The sequence below is a fragment of the Mesorhizobium sp. WSM4816 genome (assembly GCF_055811535.1).
Window position 1 is genome coordinate 163,375 of record NZ_JBVVQR010000006.1, and the last position, 15,751, is coordinate 179,125.

General features: G+C 62.1%; 18 protein-coding genes. 10 read left to right on the top strand and 8 right to left on the bottom strand.

Annotated features, from left to right (window positions below; all coding sequences use genetic code 11):
• Positions 1-60 precede the first annotated feature (60 nt).
• On the bottom strand, positions 61-993 hold the full coding sequence (locus tag AC0L3H_RS10190; RefSeq protein WP_473585362.1) for a VOC family protein: 933 nt from the start codon (positions 991-993) through the stop codon (positions 61-63).
• A 233-nt stretch (positions 994-1,226) separates the two neighbouring features.
• Between AC0L3H_RS10190 and AC0L3H_RS10195 the strand changes: the two genes are divergently transcribed.
• A complete protein-coding gene (locus AC0L3H_RS10195; protein WP_473585363.1) occupies positions 1,227-2,807 on the top strand; it encodes an alkaline phosphatase family protein in 1,581 nt (526 codons plus the stop codon).
• Positions 2,808-2,856: 49 nt separating this feature from the next.
• Here the strand turns inward: AC0L3H_RS10195 and AC0L3H_RS10200 are convergent, their stop codons facing one another.
• Positions 2,857-4,320: a PRC-barrel domain-containing protein gene (locus tag AC0L3H_RS10200; protein ID WP_473493776.1), complete on the bottom strand. Its 1,464-nt coding sequence runs from the start codon at positions 4,318-4,320 to the stop codon at positions 2,857-2,859.
• 293 nt (positions 4,321-4,613) lie between these two features.
• Between AC0L3H_RS10200 and AC0L3H_RS10205 the strand changes: the two genes are divergently transcribed.
• Positions 4,614-5,534, top strand: coding sequence for a diacylglycerol/lipid kinase family protein (locus tag AC0L3H_RS10205; protein WP_473585364.1), 921 nt, complete (start codon positions 4,614-4,616; stop codon positions 5,532-5,534).
• 29 nt (positions 5,535-5,563) lie between these two features.
• On the opposite strand, the gene AC0L3H_RS10210 is transcribed toward AC0L3H_RS10205, so the two are convergent.
• A complete protein-coding gene (locus AC0L3H_RS10210) occupies positions 5,564-5,764 on the bottom strand; it encodes a hypothetical protein (protein WP_023797117.1) in 201 nt (66 codons plus the stop codon).
• Between the two features lie 196 nt (positions 5,765-5,960).
• On the opposite strand from AC0L3H_RS10210, the gene AC0L3H_RS10215 reads away from it, so the two are divergent.
• Complete coding sequence (locus tag AC0L3H_RS10215; protein ID WP_473585365.1) at positions 5,961-7,478, top strand: HWE histidine kinase domain-containing protein; 1,518 nt, start codon at positions 5,961-5,963, stop codon at positions 7,476-7,478.
• A gap of 108 nt (positions 7,479-7,586) precedes the next feature.
• Here AC0L3H_RS10215 and AC0L3H_RS10220 read toward each other — a convergent pair whose 3' ends face one another.
• Together AC0L3H_RS10220 and AC0L3H_RS10225 are read right to left on the bottom strand one after the other, a co-directional pair.
• Positions 7,587-8,051, bottom strand: a complete 465-nt coding sequence (locus tag AC0L3H_RS10220) for a hypothetical protein (RefSeq protein ID WP_473585366.1) — start codon at positions 8,049-8,051, stop codon at positions 7,587-7,589.
• 11 nt (positions 8,052-8,062) lie between these two features.
• A complete protein-coding gene (locus AC0L3H_RS10225; protein ID WP_128181824.1) occupies positions 8,063-8,389 on the bottom strand; it encodes an ElaB/YgaM/YqjD family protein in 327 nt (108 codons plus the stop codon).
• A gap of 440 nt (positions 8,390-8,829) precedes the next feature.
• Here AC0L3H_RS10225 and AC0L3H_RS10230 point away from each other — a divergent pair, with 440 nt between their 5' ends.
• Positions 8,830-9,210, top strand: coding sequence for a response regulator (locus AC0L3H_RS10230; protein ID WP_473493772.1), 381 nt, complete (start codon positions 8,830-8,832; stop codon positions 9,208-9,210).
• A gap of 72 nt (positions 9,211-9,282) precedes the next feature.
• Here the strand turns inward: AC0L3H_RS10230 and AC0L3H_RS10235 are convergent, their stop codons facing one another.
• Complete coding sequence (locus AC0L3H_RS10235; RefSeq protein ID WP_473493771.1) at positions 9,283-9,834, bottom strand: RNA polymerase sigma factor; 552 nt, start codon at positions 9,832-9,834, stop codon at positions 9,283-9,285.
• Between the two features lie 3 nt (positions 9,835-9,837).
• Positions 9,838-10,041, bottom strand: coding sequence for a NepR family anti-sigma factor (locus tag AC0L3H_RS10240; protein ID WP_287066581.1), 204 nt, complete (start codon positions 10,039-10,041; stop codon positions 9,838-9,840).
• Between the two features lie 236 nt (positions 10,042-10,277).
• Between AC0L3H_RS10240 and AC0L3H_RS10245 the strand changes: the two genes are divergently transcribed.
• The 6 genes from AC0L3H_RS10245 (at position 10,278) to AC0L3H_RS10270 (ending at position 13,897) form a co-directional block, all read left to right on the top strand.
• On the top strand, positions 10,278-11,072 hold the full coding sequence (locus AC0L3H_RS10245; protein WP_287290208.1) for a response regulator: 795 nt from the start codon (positions 10,278-10,280) through the stop codon (positions 11,070-11,072).
• 230 nt (positions 11,073-11,302) lie between these two features.
• On the top strand, positions 11,303-11,470 hold the full coding sequence (locus AC0L3H_RS10250; RefSeq protein ID WP_023797107.1) for a DUF1328 domain-containing protein: 168 nt from the start codon (positions 11,303-11,305) through the stop codon (positions 11,468-11,470).
• 150 nt (positions 11,471-11,620) lie between these two features.
• Positions 11,621-12,685: a sensor histidine kinase gene (locus tag AC0L3H_RS10255; RefSeq protein WP_473585367.1), complete on the top strand. Its 1,065-nt coding sequence runs from the start codon at positions 11,621-11,623 to the stop codon at positions 12,683-12,685.
• Between the two features lie 176 nt (positions 12,686-12,861).
• On the top strand, positions 12,862-13,044 hold the full coding sequence (locus AC0L3H_RS10260; RefSeq protein WP_473512184.1) for a hypothetical protein: 183 nt from the start codon (positions 12,862-12,864) through the stop codon (positions 13,042-13,044).
• Between the two features lie 202 nt (positions 13,045-13,246).
• Positions 13,247-13,573 (top strand): hypothetical protein, encoded by a 327-nt coding sequence (locus AC0L3H_RS10265; protein ID WP_473585368.1) that lies wholly within the window; start codon positions 13,247-13,249, stop codon positions 13,571-13,573.
• Positions 13,574-13,654: 81 nt separating this feature from the next.
• Positions 13,655-13,897, top strand: coding sequence for a YMGG-like glycine zipper-containing protein (locus tag AC0L3H_RS10270; RefSeq protein WP_027153471.1), 243 nt, complete (start codon positions 13,655-13,657; stop codon positions 13,895-13,897).
• 124 nt (positions 13,898-14,021) lie between these two features.
• Here the strand turns inward: AC0L3H_RS10270 and AC0L3H_RS10275 are convergent, their stop codons facing one another.
• On the bottom strand, positions 14,022-15,665 hold the full coding sequence (locus tag AC0L3H_RS10275; protein ID WP_473585414.1) for a CHASE domain-containing protein: 1,644 nt from the start codon (positions 15,663-15,665) through the stop codon (positions 14,022-14,024).
• Between the last annotated feature and the right edge of the window lie 86 nt (positions 15,666-15,751).

Here is a 15,751-nt window from a genome sequence, read left to right on the forward strand (position 1 = left end):
CGACATGCACAAAACCAAACTAAAAGCGCGTCGCCCAACCTGGTCAAACGCGATCCGCTTTTAGTCTTCCAGCTTTTGCAGATGTTGCTCGAGATAGGGCCTCAGATGCTGGTGCTGCGACGGCAGCTTCAGCGCCTCGCCGAGATGGGCGACGTCCTCGTCGCGGTCGAAGCCCGGCTCGTTGGTGGCGACTTCGAACAGCACGCCGCCCGGTGTGCGGAAATAGATCGCCCAGAAATAGTCGCGGTCGATCACCGGCGTCACCTGGTAGCCGGTGTCCATCAGCGCCTTGCGCACTTCGAGCTGCTTGGCGCGGTTTTCGATAGCGAAGGCGACGTGGTGGACCGAGCCGGCGCCGAGATCGGCAAAAGCGGCGCCCGGCAGCGATTCGATATCGACGATGTTGGCGCCGTTGCCGTCCTTCAGCGCCAACCTTTTTACAGTGCCGGACGTGTCGACTTCCTCATAGCCCATGAAATTCAGCAGCTCTTCCGTGGCGCCGCCATCCTTCAGCCTGAGCGACACCGAGTGAAAGCCGCGGATCGCCTCGTCGGACGGAACATCGCCCTTCGCCCATGGCGCACGGGTGTCGGCCTCGTTCTCGACCAGCGCAAACCCGTCGCCATCGGGACCGGCGAAGCCAAGGCGCTTGTCGCCGAAGCTCTCTTCGCGCGACAGCCCGGCGACGCCCTCATCGGCAAGACGCTTTTCCCAATAGGCAAGCGTGCCTTCGGGCACCGAATAGACCGTGGTGCCGACCTCGCCAACGCCGTGGCGGCCCTTGCCGATATTGGGGAACGGAAAATAGGTCGTCACCGAACCGGGCGTGCCGAGCTCGTCGGCATAGTAGAGATGGTAGACATCCGGCGCGTCGAAATTGACGGTTTTCTTGACCCGGCGCAGGCCGAGCTTTTGTGTGAAGAACTCATTGTTCTGGCGCGCATCCCTGGCCATCGAGGTGACGTGATGCAGACCCTTGATCTGGTCGAGCATTTTCCTGCTCCTTCTCTTGTCCTGTGCGGCCCGTGCCGCGGTCCACGCCAATATGAGGAGCCGCCAGCCGGCGGCAAAGACCGCAAACACAGAATAGACTGTGCTCTATAAGTGAACAATAAAGCGCATTTTGTTCACCATTTAGCGAACACCTCAGGCTTGTGTCGCCACAAAAATTCGGCTCCCGTGACCGGCAGGTATTCGCGACAGGTTTTCAATGAAGGACACCAGCATTGGCCAGTACAGACAGAAGCCCGAATGTTCTCCTGATCACCTGCGACCAGTGGCGCGGCGACTGCCTGTCGGCGGCAGGCCACAAGGTGGTGCGAACGCCGAATGCCGATGCGCTCGCCGCCGAGGGTGTGCTGTTTCGACAGCACTTTGGCGGGGCGGCGCCCTGCTCGCCGGCACGCGCTTGCCTCTACACCGGCCTTTACCAGATGAACAACCGCGTCTGCCGCAACGGCACGCCGCTCGACGCCCGCCATGGCAACATCGCGCTCTCGGCACGCAGTCTCGGCTATGATCCGACGCTGTTCGGCTATACCGACGTGTCGCCCGATCCGCGCACGCTGACGCCAGGCGACCCGCGGCTGAAAAGCTATGAAGGCGTGCTGCCCGGCTTCACCGTGCGCCAACTCCTGCCGGAGCACCAGAAACCGTGGCTGTCATGGCTCAAGGCGCGCGGCATCGATAGCAGCGCCGGTTTTCCCGATATCCATCGCCCGGCGGACGAAATCGGTGCTGCCACGACGGACGGCGCCGTGACCACCTCACCGCCCGTCTACTCGAAGGACGAGACCCCAGCCGCCTTCCTGACCGGCGAATTCGTCCGCTGGCTCGGCGAACAGGAGCGCGGTACACCGTGGTTCGCGCATCTTTCCTTCCTCAGCCCGCATCCGCCCTTCATCGTGCCGGAGCCTTACAACAGCATGTATGGCCCAGCCGACGGAACAGCCTTCCGCCGCGCCGCGAACTGGCAGGCCGAGGCGCAGAGCCACCCCTACCTCGCCTATGAACTTGACCAGCAGCAGCGGGCAAATTTCCGCCCCGGCGCCGAGGGCAAGGTGCGCGACTGGGGCGACGACGATTTTGGCCGCATCCGCGCGCTCTATTACGGCATGATCTCGGAAGTCGACGCGCAGCTTGGCCGCATCTGGCAGGCGGTCAAGGCGGCGGATGCCTGGGACGACACCATCGTCGTCCTGACCTCTGACCATGCCGAGATGATGGGCGACCATTTCATGCTGGGCAAGGGCGGCTTTTTCGACGGCAGTTTTCATATTCCGCTGATCGTCCGCGACCCGCGTCGCCGCAAGGCGGCCGGCGCCAGCGTCGACCGTTTCACCGAAGCGGTAGACATAGCGCCGACATTGCTCGATCTGCTTGGCGAGGTATCCCCGCCGCATCTCGACGGACAATCGCTGAAGCCGTTCCTGGATGCCCGGGAGCCGGCCAATTGGCGCGGGGCCGCGCATTGGGAGTTCGACTTCCGCTCGGTTGCCGACGGTGATGCCCAGCGCCATTTCGGCATCGCTCCGCGCCAATGCAATCTGGCGGTCATCCGCACGAAACAATTCAAATATGTACATTTCGGCGGCGGCCTCCCGCCGCTGCTGTTCGACCTGGAGAAGGATCGGAACGAACTGACCAATGTCGCTGCCGACCCGACCTATCTGCCGGTCCGCCTGGAGCTCGCCGAAAGGCTGCTTGCCTGGCGGGCCGAACATCTCGATCAGTCGCTGGCGCTTGCCGAACTGACCGAGGATGGCGTGGTCGGCCACGTCGCAGGCCTGCCACCTTTCCCATCATGAAAAGGCCCGCGCCGTTGCCGCCGCGGGCCTCTTTCATCGTTGGCGCAAGCTAGCGCATCATCATGCGCTGGGTGTCGCGGTTTTGCGCATATGTGGCCTTGTCATAGGGGGCCTGCGCCTCAAGCTGCTCCTTGGTGAAGTTCGTGTAGAGATAGCGATTGCCATCCTTGTCGGTCATGAATTTAAGGTTGTCCATGCCGATCGCCACTTCCTTCTCGCCAACCCCGAGGAAACCGCCGACGTCGATGATGACGGCGTCGACCTTCTTATCGCCGGTCAGCACGACGTCACCAATCTCACCGACGTTGACATCATTGGCGCCATAGACGGTGGTTCCAACCAAATCCTCGGAGCGGATTTCGTTGATCGGCATTTCGGTCAGCGCCGACTTGTCGATCGCCGCGGTCTTCGTCTGGTCCGGGGTTGCGTCAGGCGTTGCTGCAGCCGGAGCCTCGGCTGTCTTGTCCGCCGGTGCCGGAGCAGCCGGGTCCGGCGTCGTCGCCGGAGCCTCGGCTGTCTTGTCCATTGGAGCCGGAGCAGCGGGTTCAGGCGTTGCCGCCGGAGCTTCCGCAGTCTTCTCCGCCGGGGCTGGAGCCGCAGTGACAGCAGGGGTGGTGGTCACTGGCGCCGGCGTCGCCGCGTCAGTCGATGCGGTTGTCGCCGCGGCGGGATCATAGGGCTCGCGGTCGAACTCCGGCAGCGCCTCCAGGTCTTCCTTCGTGGTCTCAGCGACCAGCCAGCGGTCGCCGTCCCTCTCCGCCCACTTGGCCTTGTCGAACTGATAGGCGACATTCTTTTCGCCAACCTCGAGGAAGCCGCCGACGCCAATGATCAGCGACTCGGCCTTGCCATCCTTGGCCAGAACGATGTCGTTCACGTCGCCGATGTTTTGAGCGTCGTCGCCAGTGCCGTTATAGACGGTTTCGCCGATGATGTTGGTGGCAAGGTTGCCGTCGGCACTCTTCACAGGTTCGGCCGGAGCTGCGGCGCTATCGGCTGGAGCCGCCGGAGCATTCTGCGCCGTTGTATCCGTCGAGGTCGATGGAGCGGGAGCCGTAGCCGTGGTATCGGTGGCCGCAGGAGCCGGATCATAGGGCTTGCGATCGAAGTCCGGCTGAGCCGTCAAATCATCTTTTGTGGTTTCGGCGATCAGCCAGCGGTCGCCATTCCGTTCGGCCCATTGCAGCTTGTTGTAGTCGAAAGCGACATTCTTGGCACCGACGCCGAGAAAGCCGCCGACGCCGATGACGACCGATTTCGCCTGACCGTTTTCATCGAAGACGACATCACTGACCTCACCGATATTCTCGGCATCGTCGCCGGTGCCGTTATAGACGGATTCACCAATGATGTTGGTCATCAGGCTGCCCTCGGCGCGCGCAACGGGAGCCGCCGGAGCGGTCTCCTGGACCGCCGGGTCCTGCGTGGGCGCCGGTGTGGTGGCTTCCTGCGCATACGCACCGGTCGCAATCAACGCTGCCAGTGCGGTGGTGGATAAAAGGGTGCGGATCATCGTAATCTCTCCTCGTGCGTTATTTCTTCACGCCACAAGCCGCCGGTGGAGATTGGTCGCGGCGTTACACATTCACAACGTCGTGACCGCGCCGTTGTTCCGACACCAGGGCGAGCGTTGTGAAAAAAACCACCCGAATCGCGCTCAATTATGCGTTTGGCCGGGTGAGATTGGCTCCTGTATTTTCGTTAGAGCTGCGGAACTTTTTTTCAACCGCCCCGTTTCGGCCCATGGCTCGGTCTGTTACGGCCGATGATTATCCAATGGTAGCCAAGAAAAATCGGAGCGGGGAAATGCGATTTGCGGCGGTGCTGAACCAGGAGGGCGGCACCCTGCGAACGATTGATCTCTCCGCCTTCACCGACCGGATGCGCCAGACATTGGAGGCAGCAGGCCACCGCATCGATATCGAAATTGTTGCCGGCAGGGACATTGTCGCAACGCTGGACCGCATCGCTTCCAGGCATAGTGTCGACATTGTGCTGGCCGGTGGCGGCGACGGCACCATTTCGGCCGCGGCGGCTCGGTTGATGGGCAGCAAGAAAGCGCTTGCCATTTTACCGGCTGGCACGATGAACCTGTTCGCGCGCGGGCTCGGCATTCCACAAATCCTTGACGCGGCCGTGAAATCCTTTGCCGACGGTGAGGTTATTGCAGTCGATATGGCAACCGCCAACGGCAAGCCATTCGTGCATCAATTCTCGATCGGCATGCACGCCAGGATGGTCCAGCTTCGCCAGGCCATGGAGTATGGCTCGCGGTTGGGAAAGATGCGGGCCTCGGCAAAGGCTGCCTGGGCGGCGATCAACAACCCTTCGGCGATGAAGGTGACGCTGACCATCGGCGAGGCCGAGATCGTGACGCGCACCACCGGCATCGGCATCACCAACAATCTGTTCGGTGAGGGTCATCTGCCCTATGCTGACAATCCCGCCGGCGGCGTGCTTGGCATCTATGTCACGGTGGCGCGGCGGCGTGGCGAACTGGTCAGGGTCCTCTTCGACATGGCGCGCGGCAAATGGCGCGACAGCGAGCATGTGGAGATCCACCAGGCTGACCGGGCCGTTTTGAAACTCCACTCGGCTGCGAAGAAATTTCGCGCGGTCATGGATGGCGAACTGGTCAGGCTTGACCGCGAAACGACGATCGAAATTCATCCTGGTGCGCTGAACGTTCTCGTCCCGGCGCGCGCCGTCCAGGCGAGGGCAGCGTGATGCATCCCGCCACAGTCGATCGGAAGGCTTCAGCCTCTGGGAATCTCGCCCTGCTCGTTCCTGGGAAGCTCGCCCTGTTCGGTTGTCGGCGTCCGGTCTATCATGTTGCCGTAGATCTCGGCGATGCCCCAGGCGATAAACGCCAAAAGCAGCGCAGCGATCAAGATACGGAAGGTGTGCCACCCCCAGCGTCCCTGCCGGGCTTTGTCTTCAGGAACGATCTTGGGCATGATCGGCCTCCATTTCGGTTGGCGCTGGCATTTCGTTTGGCGCTGGCATGTCGGTTGGCGCTGGCGGCGCGGCTAGCAAAATGTGGTTGGGTAACGGTTCCTCAGGGCGAAGGTTCCGGTCTCAGGGCCCGGCAACTGGGCCCAGCGCGGATGGCTGCAAGCCGATGCATCTGGGGGACTTGTGGATAGCAGGGTAGTGACAAAGCCGAATCTGCCGGTCGATGTCCTTAGCGTGGTAACGGCGCAGGATCGGCTTGCCGTGCTCCATGATCTCGATGCAATCGACACGGCGGCCGATCCTGACTTCGACACTATCAGTGGGCTCGCCGCCGCCGTGATGCAAACACCTGTCGCGCTGGTGACGGTCGTCTATGTCGAGCGGCAGTGGTTCAAGTCCTGTGTCGGCCTGGACGAGACCGAGGCCGCGACCGATACATCCTTCTGCGCCCACACCATTGCTGCCGGCGACCAGCCGATGGTGGTGATGGATGCGACCATGGATTCACGCTTCAACGCCAGCCCGCTGGTCACTGGCGAGCATCATTTCCGCTTCTATGCGGGTGCGGCGATTGTGGTGGCCGGTGCCCGGATCGGCACGCTCTGCGTGCTCGACCGGAGGCCGCGCGGGTCGCCGTCTGCCGCCCAGCTCGAACAATTGACGGCGCTCGCCAGCCTCGCTGCCAGCCTGTTCGCATTGAAGGGCGCCACCCGCAACGCCGCCGGCGCCGCTGCGGCACTGGCGCGCGAGGAAAAGCGGCGCGGCATTGCGCTCGATGCCGCATCGCTCGCGAGCTGGGCATGGGATATCCATAGCGATATGATCGAATGCGATGCCCGATTGTCCGAGCTGTTCGACCTGCCGCGCTCGACCCGGCTGAGAGCACGCGATATCCTCGCCGCCATCGACCCGCGTGACGCCTACCAGACCGAGACGCGCTTTCGCGACGTGCTGAGCGGCGGCGACGATTATTTTGGCGAATACCGCGTCAAGGGCTTCAGCCCGCCGCGCTGGCTCGCTACGCGCGGCCGGGTCATCGAGCGTGACGGCGACGGCAAGCCGACGCTGATCTTCGGCGTCAACTACGACATCACCGAACGCAAGCTCGGCGATGAGCGGCAGCGGCTGTTGCTGCGCGAGCTGAACCATCGCGTCAAGAACACGCTGGCCACCGTCCAGGCGCTGGCGACGCAGACAGTTCGCCATGCCCGCCAGCCGAGGCATTTCCTCGACGCCTTCAGCGCCAGGCTTCAGGCGCTAGGCGCCGCCCACAGCCTGCTGTCCGACCGCGAGTGGCGCGGCATTGGCATCCGCGAACTCGTGCAGATCGAGGTCAAGCCGTTCGACACCGCCGATCAGCCGCGCATGACGATCTCAGGCGCCGATCTGCTGCTTTCGCCCGACCAGGCAGTCGGGCTTGGCCTGATCCTGCATGAACTGGCCAGCAACGCGCTGCAGCACGGAGCGCTGTCGGCGGCGTCGGGCAAGGTCGATCTCGACTGGAAGGCACAGGTTCGGAAAGGCGCCCGGCGCCTGGTGCTGACCTGGCGCGAAAGCGGCGGGCCTGAAGTTGCCTCCCCCGAACGCCACGGCTTTGGCTCGATCCTGATCCGCCGCAGCCTGGCCAAGGTCATCTCCAGTGAAGTGACCCACGAATTTCGGCCGGAAGGCGTGTTCGCCGAAATATCGATGCCGCTGGAGGATCTGCCGAAGTGACGGCTCGACCATGGATCTCGAACCAAAGGTCCATGTCAGGGAAAAGTGGAACCTGGTTTTTCGGATCATTGCCAACACGATGCCAACCCGAAGAAGAATCACTTCGAGCTATTTCGCTTCGCCGGCATCCGGATCGTCGGCATCGGGCTTTGTGTTCTCGCGGTAAATTGCGTAGGCGGCGAGTGCAATCGCCGGGGCGAGTATCGTGCCCAAGCCGCCTTTCCCCTTGAGTAGCGCCGGCAGCACGGCGAGCGCGGCCGTGATGCCGACCGCCTTCATATCGGCATTGCGCCTCCGCGCCCGGCGTCCGGCGCGCGCGCCGGCCGACAGCTGATGGATGAGCAGGAGGAGCCCTGCGATCACCAGGAAGCCGACCCCGAAACCAAGGCAGGCTGCCATCGGCCCATAGCGACCCGCCACCCAGACATAGGCCGCTCCGACGAGGAAACCGATGCCGCACAGCGCTGCAAGTGCTGCGAGCGCATAGACGATCGCCGCCGTGCGCGCGCGGCGCACGGCGGCAACCGCTTCACCCGAGGCGAAGCCCGAGAGTAACGATGCCAGCATTCGCATCTGGGCTGAGACTAGCGGCGCGCGAGAAGTGCAAACAGAAAGCCGACGCCTGCCGCGATTGCCAGCGACGTCACCGGCTTTTCGCGCACGCTCGCCACCACTTGCGCTTCGATATCCTTGGCGTTGCTGCGCATATTTTCAAAGGCTGCTTCACCTTGGGCGCGCAATTGCTCGACCCCTTCCGCAGCAACGCGACGGGCAGTCCCGTAACCATGTTGGCCGGTCTCGGCCAGCTGTTCGGTGAGTTTCTGAATGTCGACTTTCAGCTGCCTGATGTCGTCTTCAAGGTCCGAATTCGGCCGGCTTTCGTTCGGGGACTTTCCTGCGGCAGTCGCCATTGCTTGACTCCTTGCGTTTGCTCGGGTCGAAACGTCCGACCCACCCCAAGGTTCCGAAATCGGAACAACTGCCATGAAAGGGTTTTTGCGCAGCCGAGTCCAGCCCGGCACGTCTCCGGCGGCCGCTCAGATCAGCGGTCGGCGACCTTCGCTCAACCCTTCCCAGCGGGCGAGTTCTGGGGAGTTCTCACCCGAATACCGGCGGGCGGACAAGGAACGGCCGTTCTGGCCAGACATTTCATTCCCTCTTCGAAGCGGGCCCGCTTCCGGAAGGCGATAGCGAACGCCTTGCAGGCGTCGAGGTTCCGCCATCTGCGGCGGCATGTCTTTTTTAAATGACAGGATGCGAAATAACTTTAAATGACAGGAACCCAAATAGAGATCATGACTCTCTATCCCTTGCGCTCCCTGTTCCCTGCGCCCCACGGAGACATTGCCACGTGCCCCCATTGCTGGACGGATTGCGGATTCTTGTTCTGGAGGATGAATTCCTGATCGCCATGGATGTCGAGCAGCTTTGCCGCGACTTTGGCGCCGGCGATGTGGTCATCGCCCGCGATCTGGCTGAGATCGATCGGCAGGGCGTTGCCTCGCAATTCGACGCTGCCATCGTCGATCTCATGCTGGGCGGCGCTTCGACACTCGATTTCGCTTCGCGGCTGCGCGAATCGGGCGTGCCTTTCGTCTTCGCCTCGGGCTATTCCGACATGGACGAAATCAGGGTGTCCTTTCCGGATGTCAGATTGGTCACCAAGCCTTATTCGGGAGACGATCTCGTGCAGGCAGTGGCGGCGGCGTGCGGGCGCGGCCCTGTTGTTTGATGTCCGTCAACTGGAGCCCGATTACCGGGCCCGACATTAATTACAGGGTCCCACATTACCGGTGGTGCGTATTCAGGCGGCGTTCGACCCCGTCACTTGAGCCGAAATCGCATCCGGACCAAACTCGTCATCGCCGGAAATCTTCAGGATTTCCTGCAGCCGCGTGCGGGCGCGGCTGACGCGGCTCTTGATCGTTCCGACCGCACAGCCGCAAATTTCGGCGGCTTCCTCGTAGGAAAAGCCCGACGCGCCGATGAGGATGATGGCTTCGCGCTGGTCCTCAGGCAATTGCTCGAGCGCGCTCCGAAAGTCCTTGAGGTCGAGTTGGCCGTGCTGGGCCGGATGGACGGCTAGCCTGGCGGTCATGATGCCGTCGCTGTCCTGCACCTCGCGGCCGCGCTTGCGCATCTGCGAATAGAATTCGTTGCGCAGGATGGTGAACAGCCATGCCTTGAGATTGGTGCCCGGCTCGAAGCTCTCATGTTTGTCCCACGCCTTCACCAGCGTTTCCTGCACCAGATCGTCGGCCTTGTCGGCGTTTTGCGTCAACGACACGGCAAAGGCCCGCAGGCTCGGAATCGAGGCGAGCAGATCCGTCTTGAAGCTCTGGGACACGGCCACCATGCCTCAATCCTTTTTCCGTGCAGGTGCAGGTTGGGCCTGTTCCAACTGTCTGAGCAATTGGGCGAAGCGATCCGGCACATTGTCGGAGACCAGCTCGTCGTAGTATTGTTTGAGTTTGCGGCCGATTTCCGAGTTTGGCCCGAGCGGGTCGCCGGAAGCAGCCCGGCGCCTGTTCGTTGCAGCGCCAGCCGTGTTGTCTTTCCTCATGTCGTCATTTCGCCCTTTGTTCCCAGTACCCTGCCGCCCTTCAATACACGACGTAAAGCAGGCGGCCCCCTCGTCTGGTTGCCCGTCCCGATCTCAAACGCCTTCGGCTTACATTAGTTCCAAGCCCTCGGAACTTTTTCGGCAAGCCGGCGTTTATGTTTTCAGGGTTTATTCTCGGGGCTTGTCATCACCGTGGCCTGCAATCTATCCAATTACGTCAGAGGGAGACGTCCATCATGAGCCTGTCCGCAACCATCGCTCCACACCTGCCGTTCCTGCGCCGCTTTTCGCGGGCCGTCTCCGGATCGCAGGAGAGTGGCGACGCGCTGGTCGCCGCGATGCTCGAGGCCATCATCGCTGACGTCGACATCTTTCCGAACGCGTCGAATGACCGCATCGCGCTCTATAAGGTCTTCGCCAGGCTGTTCACCTCGGTCGCCATCCGCGTTCCGCAGGAACACCCGCAGTCGGCGTGGGAACAGCGCGCCGCCGCCAATCTGAACGCGATCTCACCCCGCCCCCGCCAGGCCTTCCTGCTGGTTGCCGTCGAAGGTTTCAGCGAAGACGAGGCGGCGGAGATCCTCGACGTTGACGATCAGGAGTTCTCCGAGCTTCTTGCCGAGGCCAGCAACGAGATTTCCCGCCAGGTGGCAACCGACGTGCTGATCATCGAGGACGAGCCGCTGATCGCCATGGACATCGAGCAAATGGTCGAGAGCCTGGGGCATCGCGTTGTCGGAACGGCTCGTACCCATGCCGAGGCGGTGGCGATGTTCGCCAAGACGCGGCCGAAGATGGTGCTGGCCGACATCCAGCTTGCCGACGGCAGCTCGGGCATCGAAGCGGTCAACGAGATCCTGTCGACCACCCCGGTGCCGGTGATCTTCATCACCGCTTTTCCCGAACGCCTCCTGACCGGCGAGCGGCCGGAGCCGGCCTTCCTCGTCACCAAGCCGTTCAATCCGGAGATGGTCAAGGCCCTGATCAGTCAGGCGCTCTTCTTCGACCGACAGGCGAAAGCCGCTGCATAGGGCCGGGCAGCCCGGCCCTGAGCGGCCCTTTCCACAGTTTCACTGATCGCCCGTTTTCCACAGATGAGTAACGCTGGCCGCTTGCGGCCGGCACACGCCACTTGCAACTCACCTGCGCATGACCATCCAATTCGAGCGGGAAAGCTTTCCGGGGCTCGTCTTTTTCGGGAAATGCTGGAACAAACGGCAGCGAAAGACGTTTTTGGCATACTATTTGAAGGAGATGAACCATGCTTTACTGGGCCCTCGTATTTCTCGTCGTTGCGATTATTGCAGGCGCTCTTGGCTTCGGCGGAATCGCCGGCACCTCGGCTGGTATCGCGCAGATATTGTTTTTCATCTTTCTCGCTTTCCTCATCATTTCGCTTATTGCGGGCTTGTTCAAACGCGCGTCGTGAACTGCGATCGAACACTGGGAGCCGCACCCCTCAAGCGGTTTCCAGCTACCGCCGGGCGGTGTCCTTAGCCGGACGTCGCTCGGCGGACTTCTTTTTGGAACCCAATTTTCCGTCAGCCGTTCAGCCTGCATTGGGCGGGTGAAGTGAACGATGCAATCCAGAGCCGGAGACATGAGAGACAGCGGACGGAGCGATGAGATCATCGCTCTGCAGTCCGCTGAGAGTGGAATGCAGCTTGGCCGGGCCCTTCTCCATGCGCTGCACAATGCCGGCATTTCGGTCCTCTATCAGGATCGCGAGATGAAAACCGTCTGGGCCCGCAACGTGCGCCCGCCCTGGATTTCCGACACAGTTGTTTCCGACACGGAGGTTTCCGACACTGGCGACGGCAACGGCATCCTGCCGCTTGCGCAGGCGGAGCGCATCGGCGCAGCCAAACGCAGGGTCGTCGCATCCGGCAATCCGGAACATCTTGAGCTCAGCATTCCCGCCGACGATGGCGTCCGCTGGTTCCAAATATGGATAGACGCGGATCATGACGACGGCGGCACCGTGCAGGGCGTCGTCACCACAATGGTCGAAACGACCGAGCAGAAACGTCGCGAGCAAACCCTGAAGACGCTGCTGCGCGAGGTCAGCCACCGGTCGAAGAACCTTTTGGCCATCATCCAGAGCATCGCCACCCAGACCAGCCGTTATTCGGACACGCTCAGTGATTTCCTGACGCGCTTTCGCGGCCGGCTGCAGTCGCTTGCCTCATCCCAGGACCTGGTGACCTCGTCCAACTGGCGGGGAGCGGCATTGCGCGAACTGGTGTCCGGCCAGGTCGGCCGCTATGGCGCCGACCCTGTGCGCAGCCTGCGTTTTCGCGGTGCAAACCCATACCTCAATCCCAATGCGGCCCTGCATATCGGCTTGGCCATGCACGAGCTTGCCGTCAATTCTGTCAGCTACGGCGCTCTGTCGCGAGCCGACGGCTTCGTCGAGGTGACGGCCGATCTGACGGCCGCTTCCGCTGGCGAGACCGCGCTGTCGCTGACATGGGCCGAGGCCATCGGAGCCAATGACAATCAGCCCAGCGAGAAGCGCTTTGGCAGCGTCGCGCTCGAGCGCGTCGTGCCTGCGTCGTTGAACGGCACGGCGAAACTTGAAATCAGCGGGGATCGTCTCGAATACCATCTCGTCGTTCCTCGCAGCAATTTCGAGACGGATTGAACGGACAACAGCCGAGCCCAAGAGAACTGGCCGAGGGGTTGGGGTCAACAGGGGTGGGATTGATACCGGCCGCGCCGGCTTTAACCATCTGTTCACCATAAGGTTCGATGCTGTTTTTCTCAGGCACCACTCCGCATGACGTTTTCGATCGCAGTTTGCTGCGCAGTACGGGAGAAATGGCTTTGACGGTTGCCGACATCAACAGGCTGGAACAGGCCGCACGCGTTTCGATGAGCGGGTTTCAGGATCCCGAAGCATCTGCAATGCGGTCGCCCCGTGCTTCCCTGCCGATCCCCGGTCTCGCCGCAATCGGGCTGGCTGCAGTGGCCGTCCTGGCCGCCGCGTTCCAGTTGGTCTGATGCATTCGCGCAGAAGCAAGCCCCTCGGCTTGAACAAAGGGTGTGCAGTGGTTTTGCGATAACAATTTAAAGCAAAGCGTCGGACGCAAGTGGCCGGCGGCTTGGGCTTGCCTGTCGTCGGCCTGTTCTCCATGGTCGCGCCAGCCCGCATCACCGGAACTTTGGCGGATGTAGCCCGTTCTATGGCGGGAGGACCGTCGCCATGGAACATATCGCTGCCGTGCTGCTGGTCATCGGCTGTTCGAACACGATGACCGAGTGCCGCGAACTGCCCGTATCGGTGAGCGTTTTCGAAACCGCTCAGGAGTGCACAGCCGCGCGTCCGTTTGCCATGGGCGATGTGCAGGGTCAGGCTCCGCGCATCATTGCCAAATGCCTTTCCGTCGATCCGGCGCTTGAGGGTGATTACGACCAGATCGTCTGGAACGTGCGCCCGGACGGCACGCTCGACGCTTCCGTGGAGATTTCCGATCTTGAGGTTGCCTCGAGCGGCGCGCGCCCCGAAAAAGATTCTCTTAGCCAACAATGAAATCGAGCAGGGCAAAACGCTTTTGCGCGTGTTAAATGACGGGCGGAGCTACAAGTGAGGACAAAGGCGAGGAGTGACCCTATGCGGAAGATGATTATTGCCATGGTTGCGGCGATCGCGGTCAGCGGTTGCAGCACCACCGAGCAGGACGTCGGCGTCGGCGCCGGTGTCGGCGCTCTGGCCGGCGGCCTGATTGACGGCGGCAAGGGTGCGCTGGTGGGCGCAGCCATCGGTGCCGGTACCGGCCTGCTGGTGCGCAACCTGCGCAATGGCTATTGCCAGTACCGCGACAACCGTGGCCGTCTGTTTACGGCTCGCTGCTGATCCGTTTTAAACGCAAGAGGCATTGGAAGCGGAGAACGGACGAGCCGGTCTCTGTTTACATGGGTGCTTCATTTGGGGCGCTTTATTTGGGCGCTTTCGAAAACGGCCGGTTTGCGGCAGCGTTTCAGTCCGACAGCGGGATCCGGATTTCCACGCTCAACCCGCCATCGTGAAAATCGCGATTGATCGTACCGCGCAATTCGCGCGTCACGTTCAAATCGATCAGCTTGGTGCCAAAGCCGGTTTTGACAGGTGCTTCGAGTTTCTTCTGGCCGGCTTCGCGCCAGTTGAGAACCAGCGTCCGGCCGCTCCTATGGCCTTCGACCGACCAGTCGACCTTGAGCGACCAGTCGCCGTTCCTGGTAATGGCCGAATTGCCGGTTTCGCCATATTTCAGCGCGTTCGTCGCCAGTTCGTGAAAGGTCAGGCCGAGCGCTTGCGTCGTCGTCTCGTCGAGCAACACCTCTGGCCCCGACAATATCCCGTCGGGAAGCTCCTTGCCGAACACCTGGCCAAGCTCGATGCGCAAGAGATCGCCAAGATCGGCCTTCTGCCAGCGCGAGCGCGTCAGCATGTCCTGGGATGCCGCCATCGCTTGCAGCCGGGCCGAAAAGGAGGACGAGAACTCGTTGACGTCGGTGGCGTGCGACGCCGTCTGGCGCGCGATCGCCAGCACCCGCGTGATCGAGTTCTTGATGCGGTGCTTCATCTCCTGCAGCATCAGGTCTTTTTCGAGCAGGCTTTTTTCCGTCGTCTCATGAAGCAGCGAGACCGCGTCATAGGCCCGCTCCTGATAGCGGGCCACCAACGCGATGGTTCCCGCGAGCAGCAGTCCGAACAGGCCGAGCATCACCGGAATGGCGCGCGAGGAAGGTTGCGAGAAGGCGCTTGTCGGCCTGAACAGGACCGTCCATGGTCGTCCGGCGATGGTGAGTTCGCGAGAAACCAGCAACCTGTCGCCGAAGCTCGACGCCGGCGGCGTTTCCGACTGGAACAAAAGATGGTCGGCATCCACCTTGCCGTCATAGATTTCGATGTTGACCGGCAGCAGCGGCGTCCGGCTGAGCGCGGTCTGGAACAGGTCGCGGGCGCGGAACGCCGCATAGAGAAAGCCTGTTGTCGACGATCTCGACGCATCGATGCCGTACGCCGCGGTTTCGATGTTGAGCCGCACGAAGACCAGGAAGCCGGTGAAGGTCTGCGCAGCACCTGTTTCCTGGCCTAGCTGCACGCGCCCGCTCGCGTGCTGCTGATTGTCGGCCATCGCCCTTTCGATCGCCTCGCGCCGCACCGGTTCGGTGAACATGTCGTAGCCGATGCCGGATTGATTGGAGGGATCCAGTGGCTCGAACAGCGTGATGGGCGCACGCCACGGCAGCGTTGTCGTGGCCGGATAGATCGCATCGCTGACGCCATAGTCGTGCTGGATGGCACGCTCGACCGCCGCCTCGTCGCCGGCTCTCACCAGCCGGAGAAAGCCGATGCCGCGCAGGCCGGCGAAATTGTCGTTGATACCCAGCGCATCGAAGAACGCCTTGAACTCGCTCCGCGAAATGTCACCATTGCGAGCCTCGAACAGTGCGTGTGTCGATCGCAGCATCGACAGATGCAGGTCGATGCGGCTATCGATCCGGTTGAGGGCGTCGTCCGCCGTCGCCTCGAACTTGATGCGCGCCGCCTCCTGTGTGGCGAAATAGGCGAATCCCGCCATTGTCAGGCTGATCAGCGCGACGGCTATGAAAGCGACGACCGGGAAGAACTTCTTCAAGTTGCTGCTGCGACCCATGGTTCCCCATCTTATGGGCAAGTCCCCGTGGCAACACAATGGCGCGGCCAAACCATCATGACGGCTGG

Excerpts from the sequence above, each read along its gene's own strand:
- AC0L3H_RS10210 (WP_023797117.1), bottom strand. The coding sequence starts at position 5,764 with ATGCCCAAGATCGTTCCTGAAGACAAAGCCCGGCAGGGACGCTGGGGG.
- AC0L3H_RS10255 (WP_473585367.1), top strand. The coding sequence starts at position 11,621 with ATGCAATCCAGAGCCGGAGACATGAGAGACAGCGGACGGAGCGATGAG.
- AC0L3H_RS10265 (WP_473585368.1), top strand. The coding sequence starts at position 13,247 with ATGGAACATATCGCTGCCGTGCTGCTGGTCATCGGCTGTTCGAACACG.
- AC0L3H_RS10205 (WP_473585364.1), top strand. The coding sequence starts at position 4,614 with ATGCGATTTGCGGCGGTGCTGAACCAGGAGGGCGGCACCCTGCGAACG.
- AC0L3H_RS10235 (WP_473493771.1), bottom strand. The coding sequence starts at position 9,834 with ATGGTGGCCGTGTCCCAGAGCTTCAAGACGGATCTGCTCGCCTCGATT.
- AC0L3H_RS10260 (WP_473512184.1), top strand. The coding sequence starts at position 12,862 with ATGGCTTTGACGGTTGCCGACATCAACAGGCTGGAACAGGCCGCACGC.
- AC0L3H_RS10200 (WP_473493776.1), bottom strand. The coding sequence starts at position 4,320 with ATGATCCGCACCCTTTTATCCACCACCGCACTGGCAGCGTTGATTGCG.
- AC0L3H_RS10245 (WP_287290208.1), top strand. The coding sequence starts at position 10,278 with ATGAGCCTGTCCGCAACCATCGCTCCACACCTGCCGTTCCTGCGCCGC.
- AC0L3H_RS10240 (WP_287066581.1), bottom strand. The coding sequence starts at position 10,041 with ATGAGGAAAGACAACACGGCTGGCGCTGCAACGAACAGGCGCCGGGCT.
- AC0L3H_RS10250 (WP_023797107.1), top strand. The coding sequence starts at position 11,303 with ATGCTTTACTGGGCCCTCGTATTTCTCGTCGTTGCGATTATTGCAGGC.
- AC0L3H_RS10220 (WP_473585366.1), bottom strand. The coding sequence starts at position 8,051 with ATGCGAATGCTGGCATCGTTACTCTCGGGCTTCGCCTCGGGTGAAGCG.
- AC0L3H_RS10270 (WP_027153471.1), top strand. The coding sequence starts at position 13,655 with ATGCGGAAGATGATTATTGCCATGGTTGCGGCGATCGCGGTCAGCGGT.
- AC0L3H_RS10190 (WP_473585362.1), bottom strand. The coding sequence starts at position 993 with ATGCTCGACCAGATCAAGGGTCTGCATCACGTCACCTCGATGGCCAGG.
- AC0L3H_RS10225 (WP_128181824.1), bottom strand. The coding sequence starts at position 8,389 with ATGGCGACTGCCGCAGGAAAGTCCCCGAACGAAAGCCGGCCGAATTCG.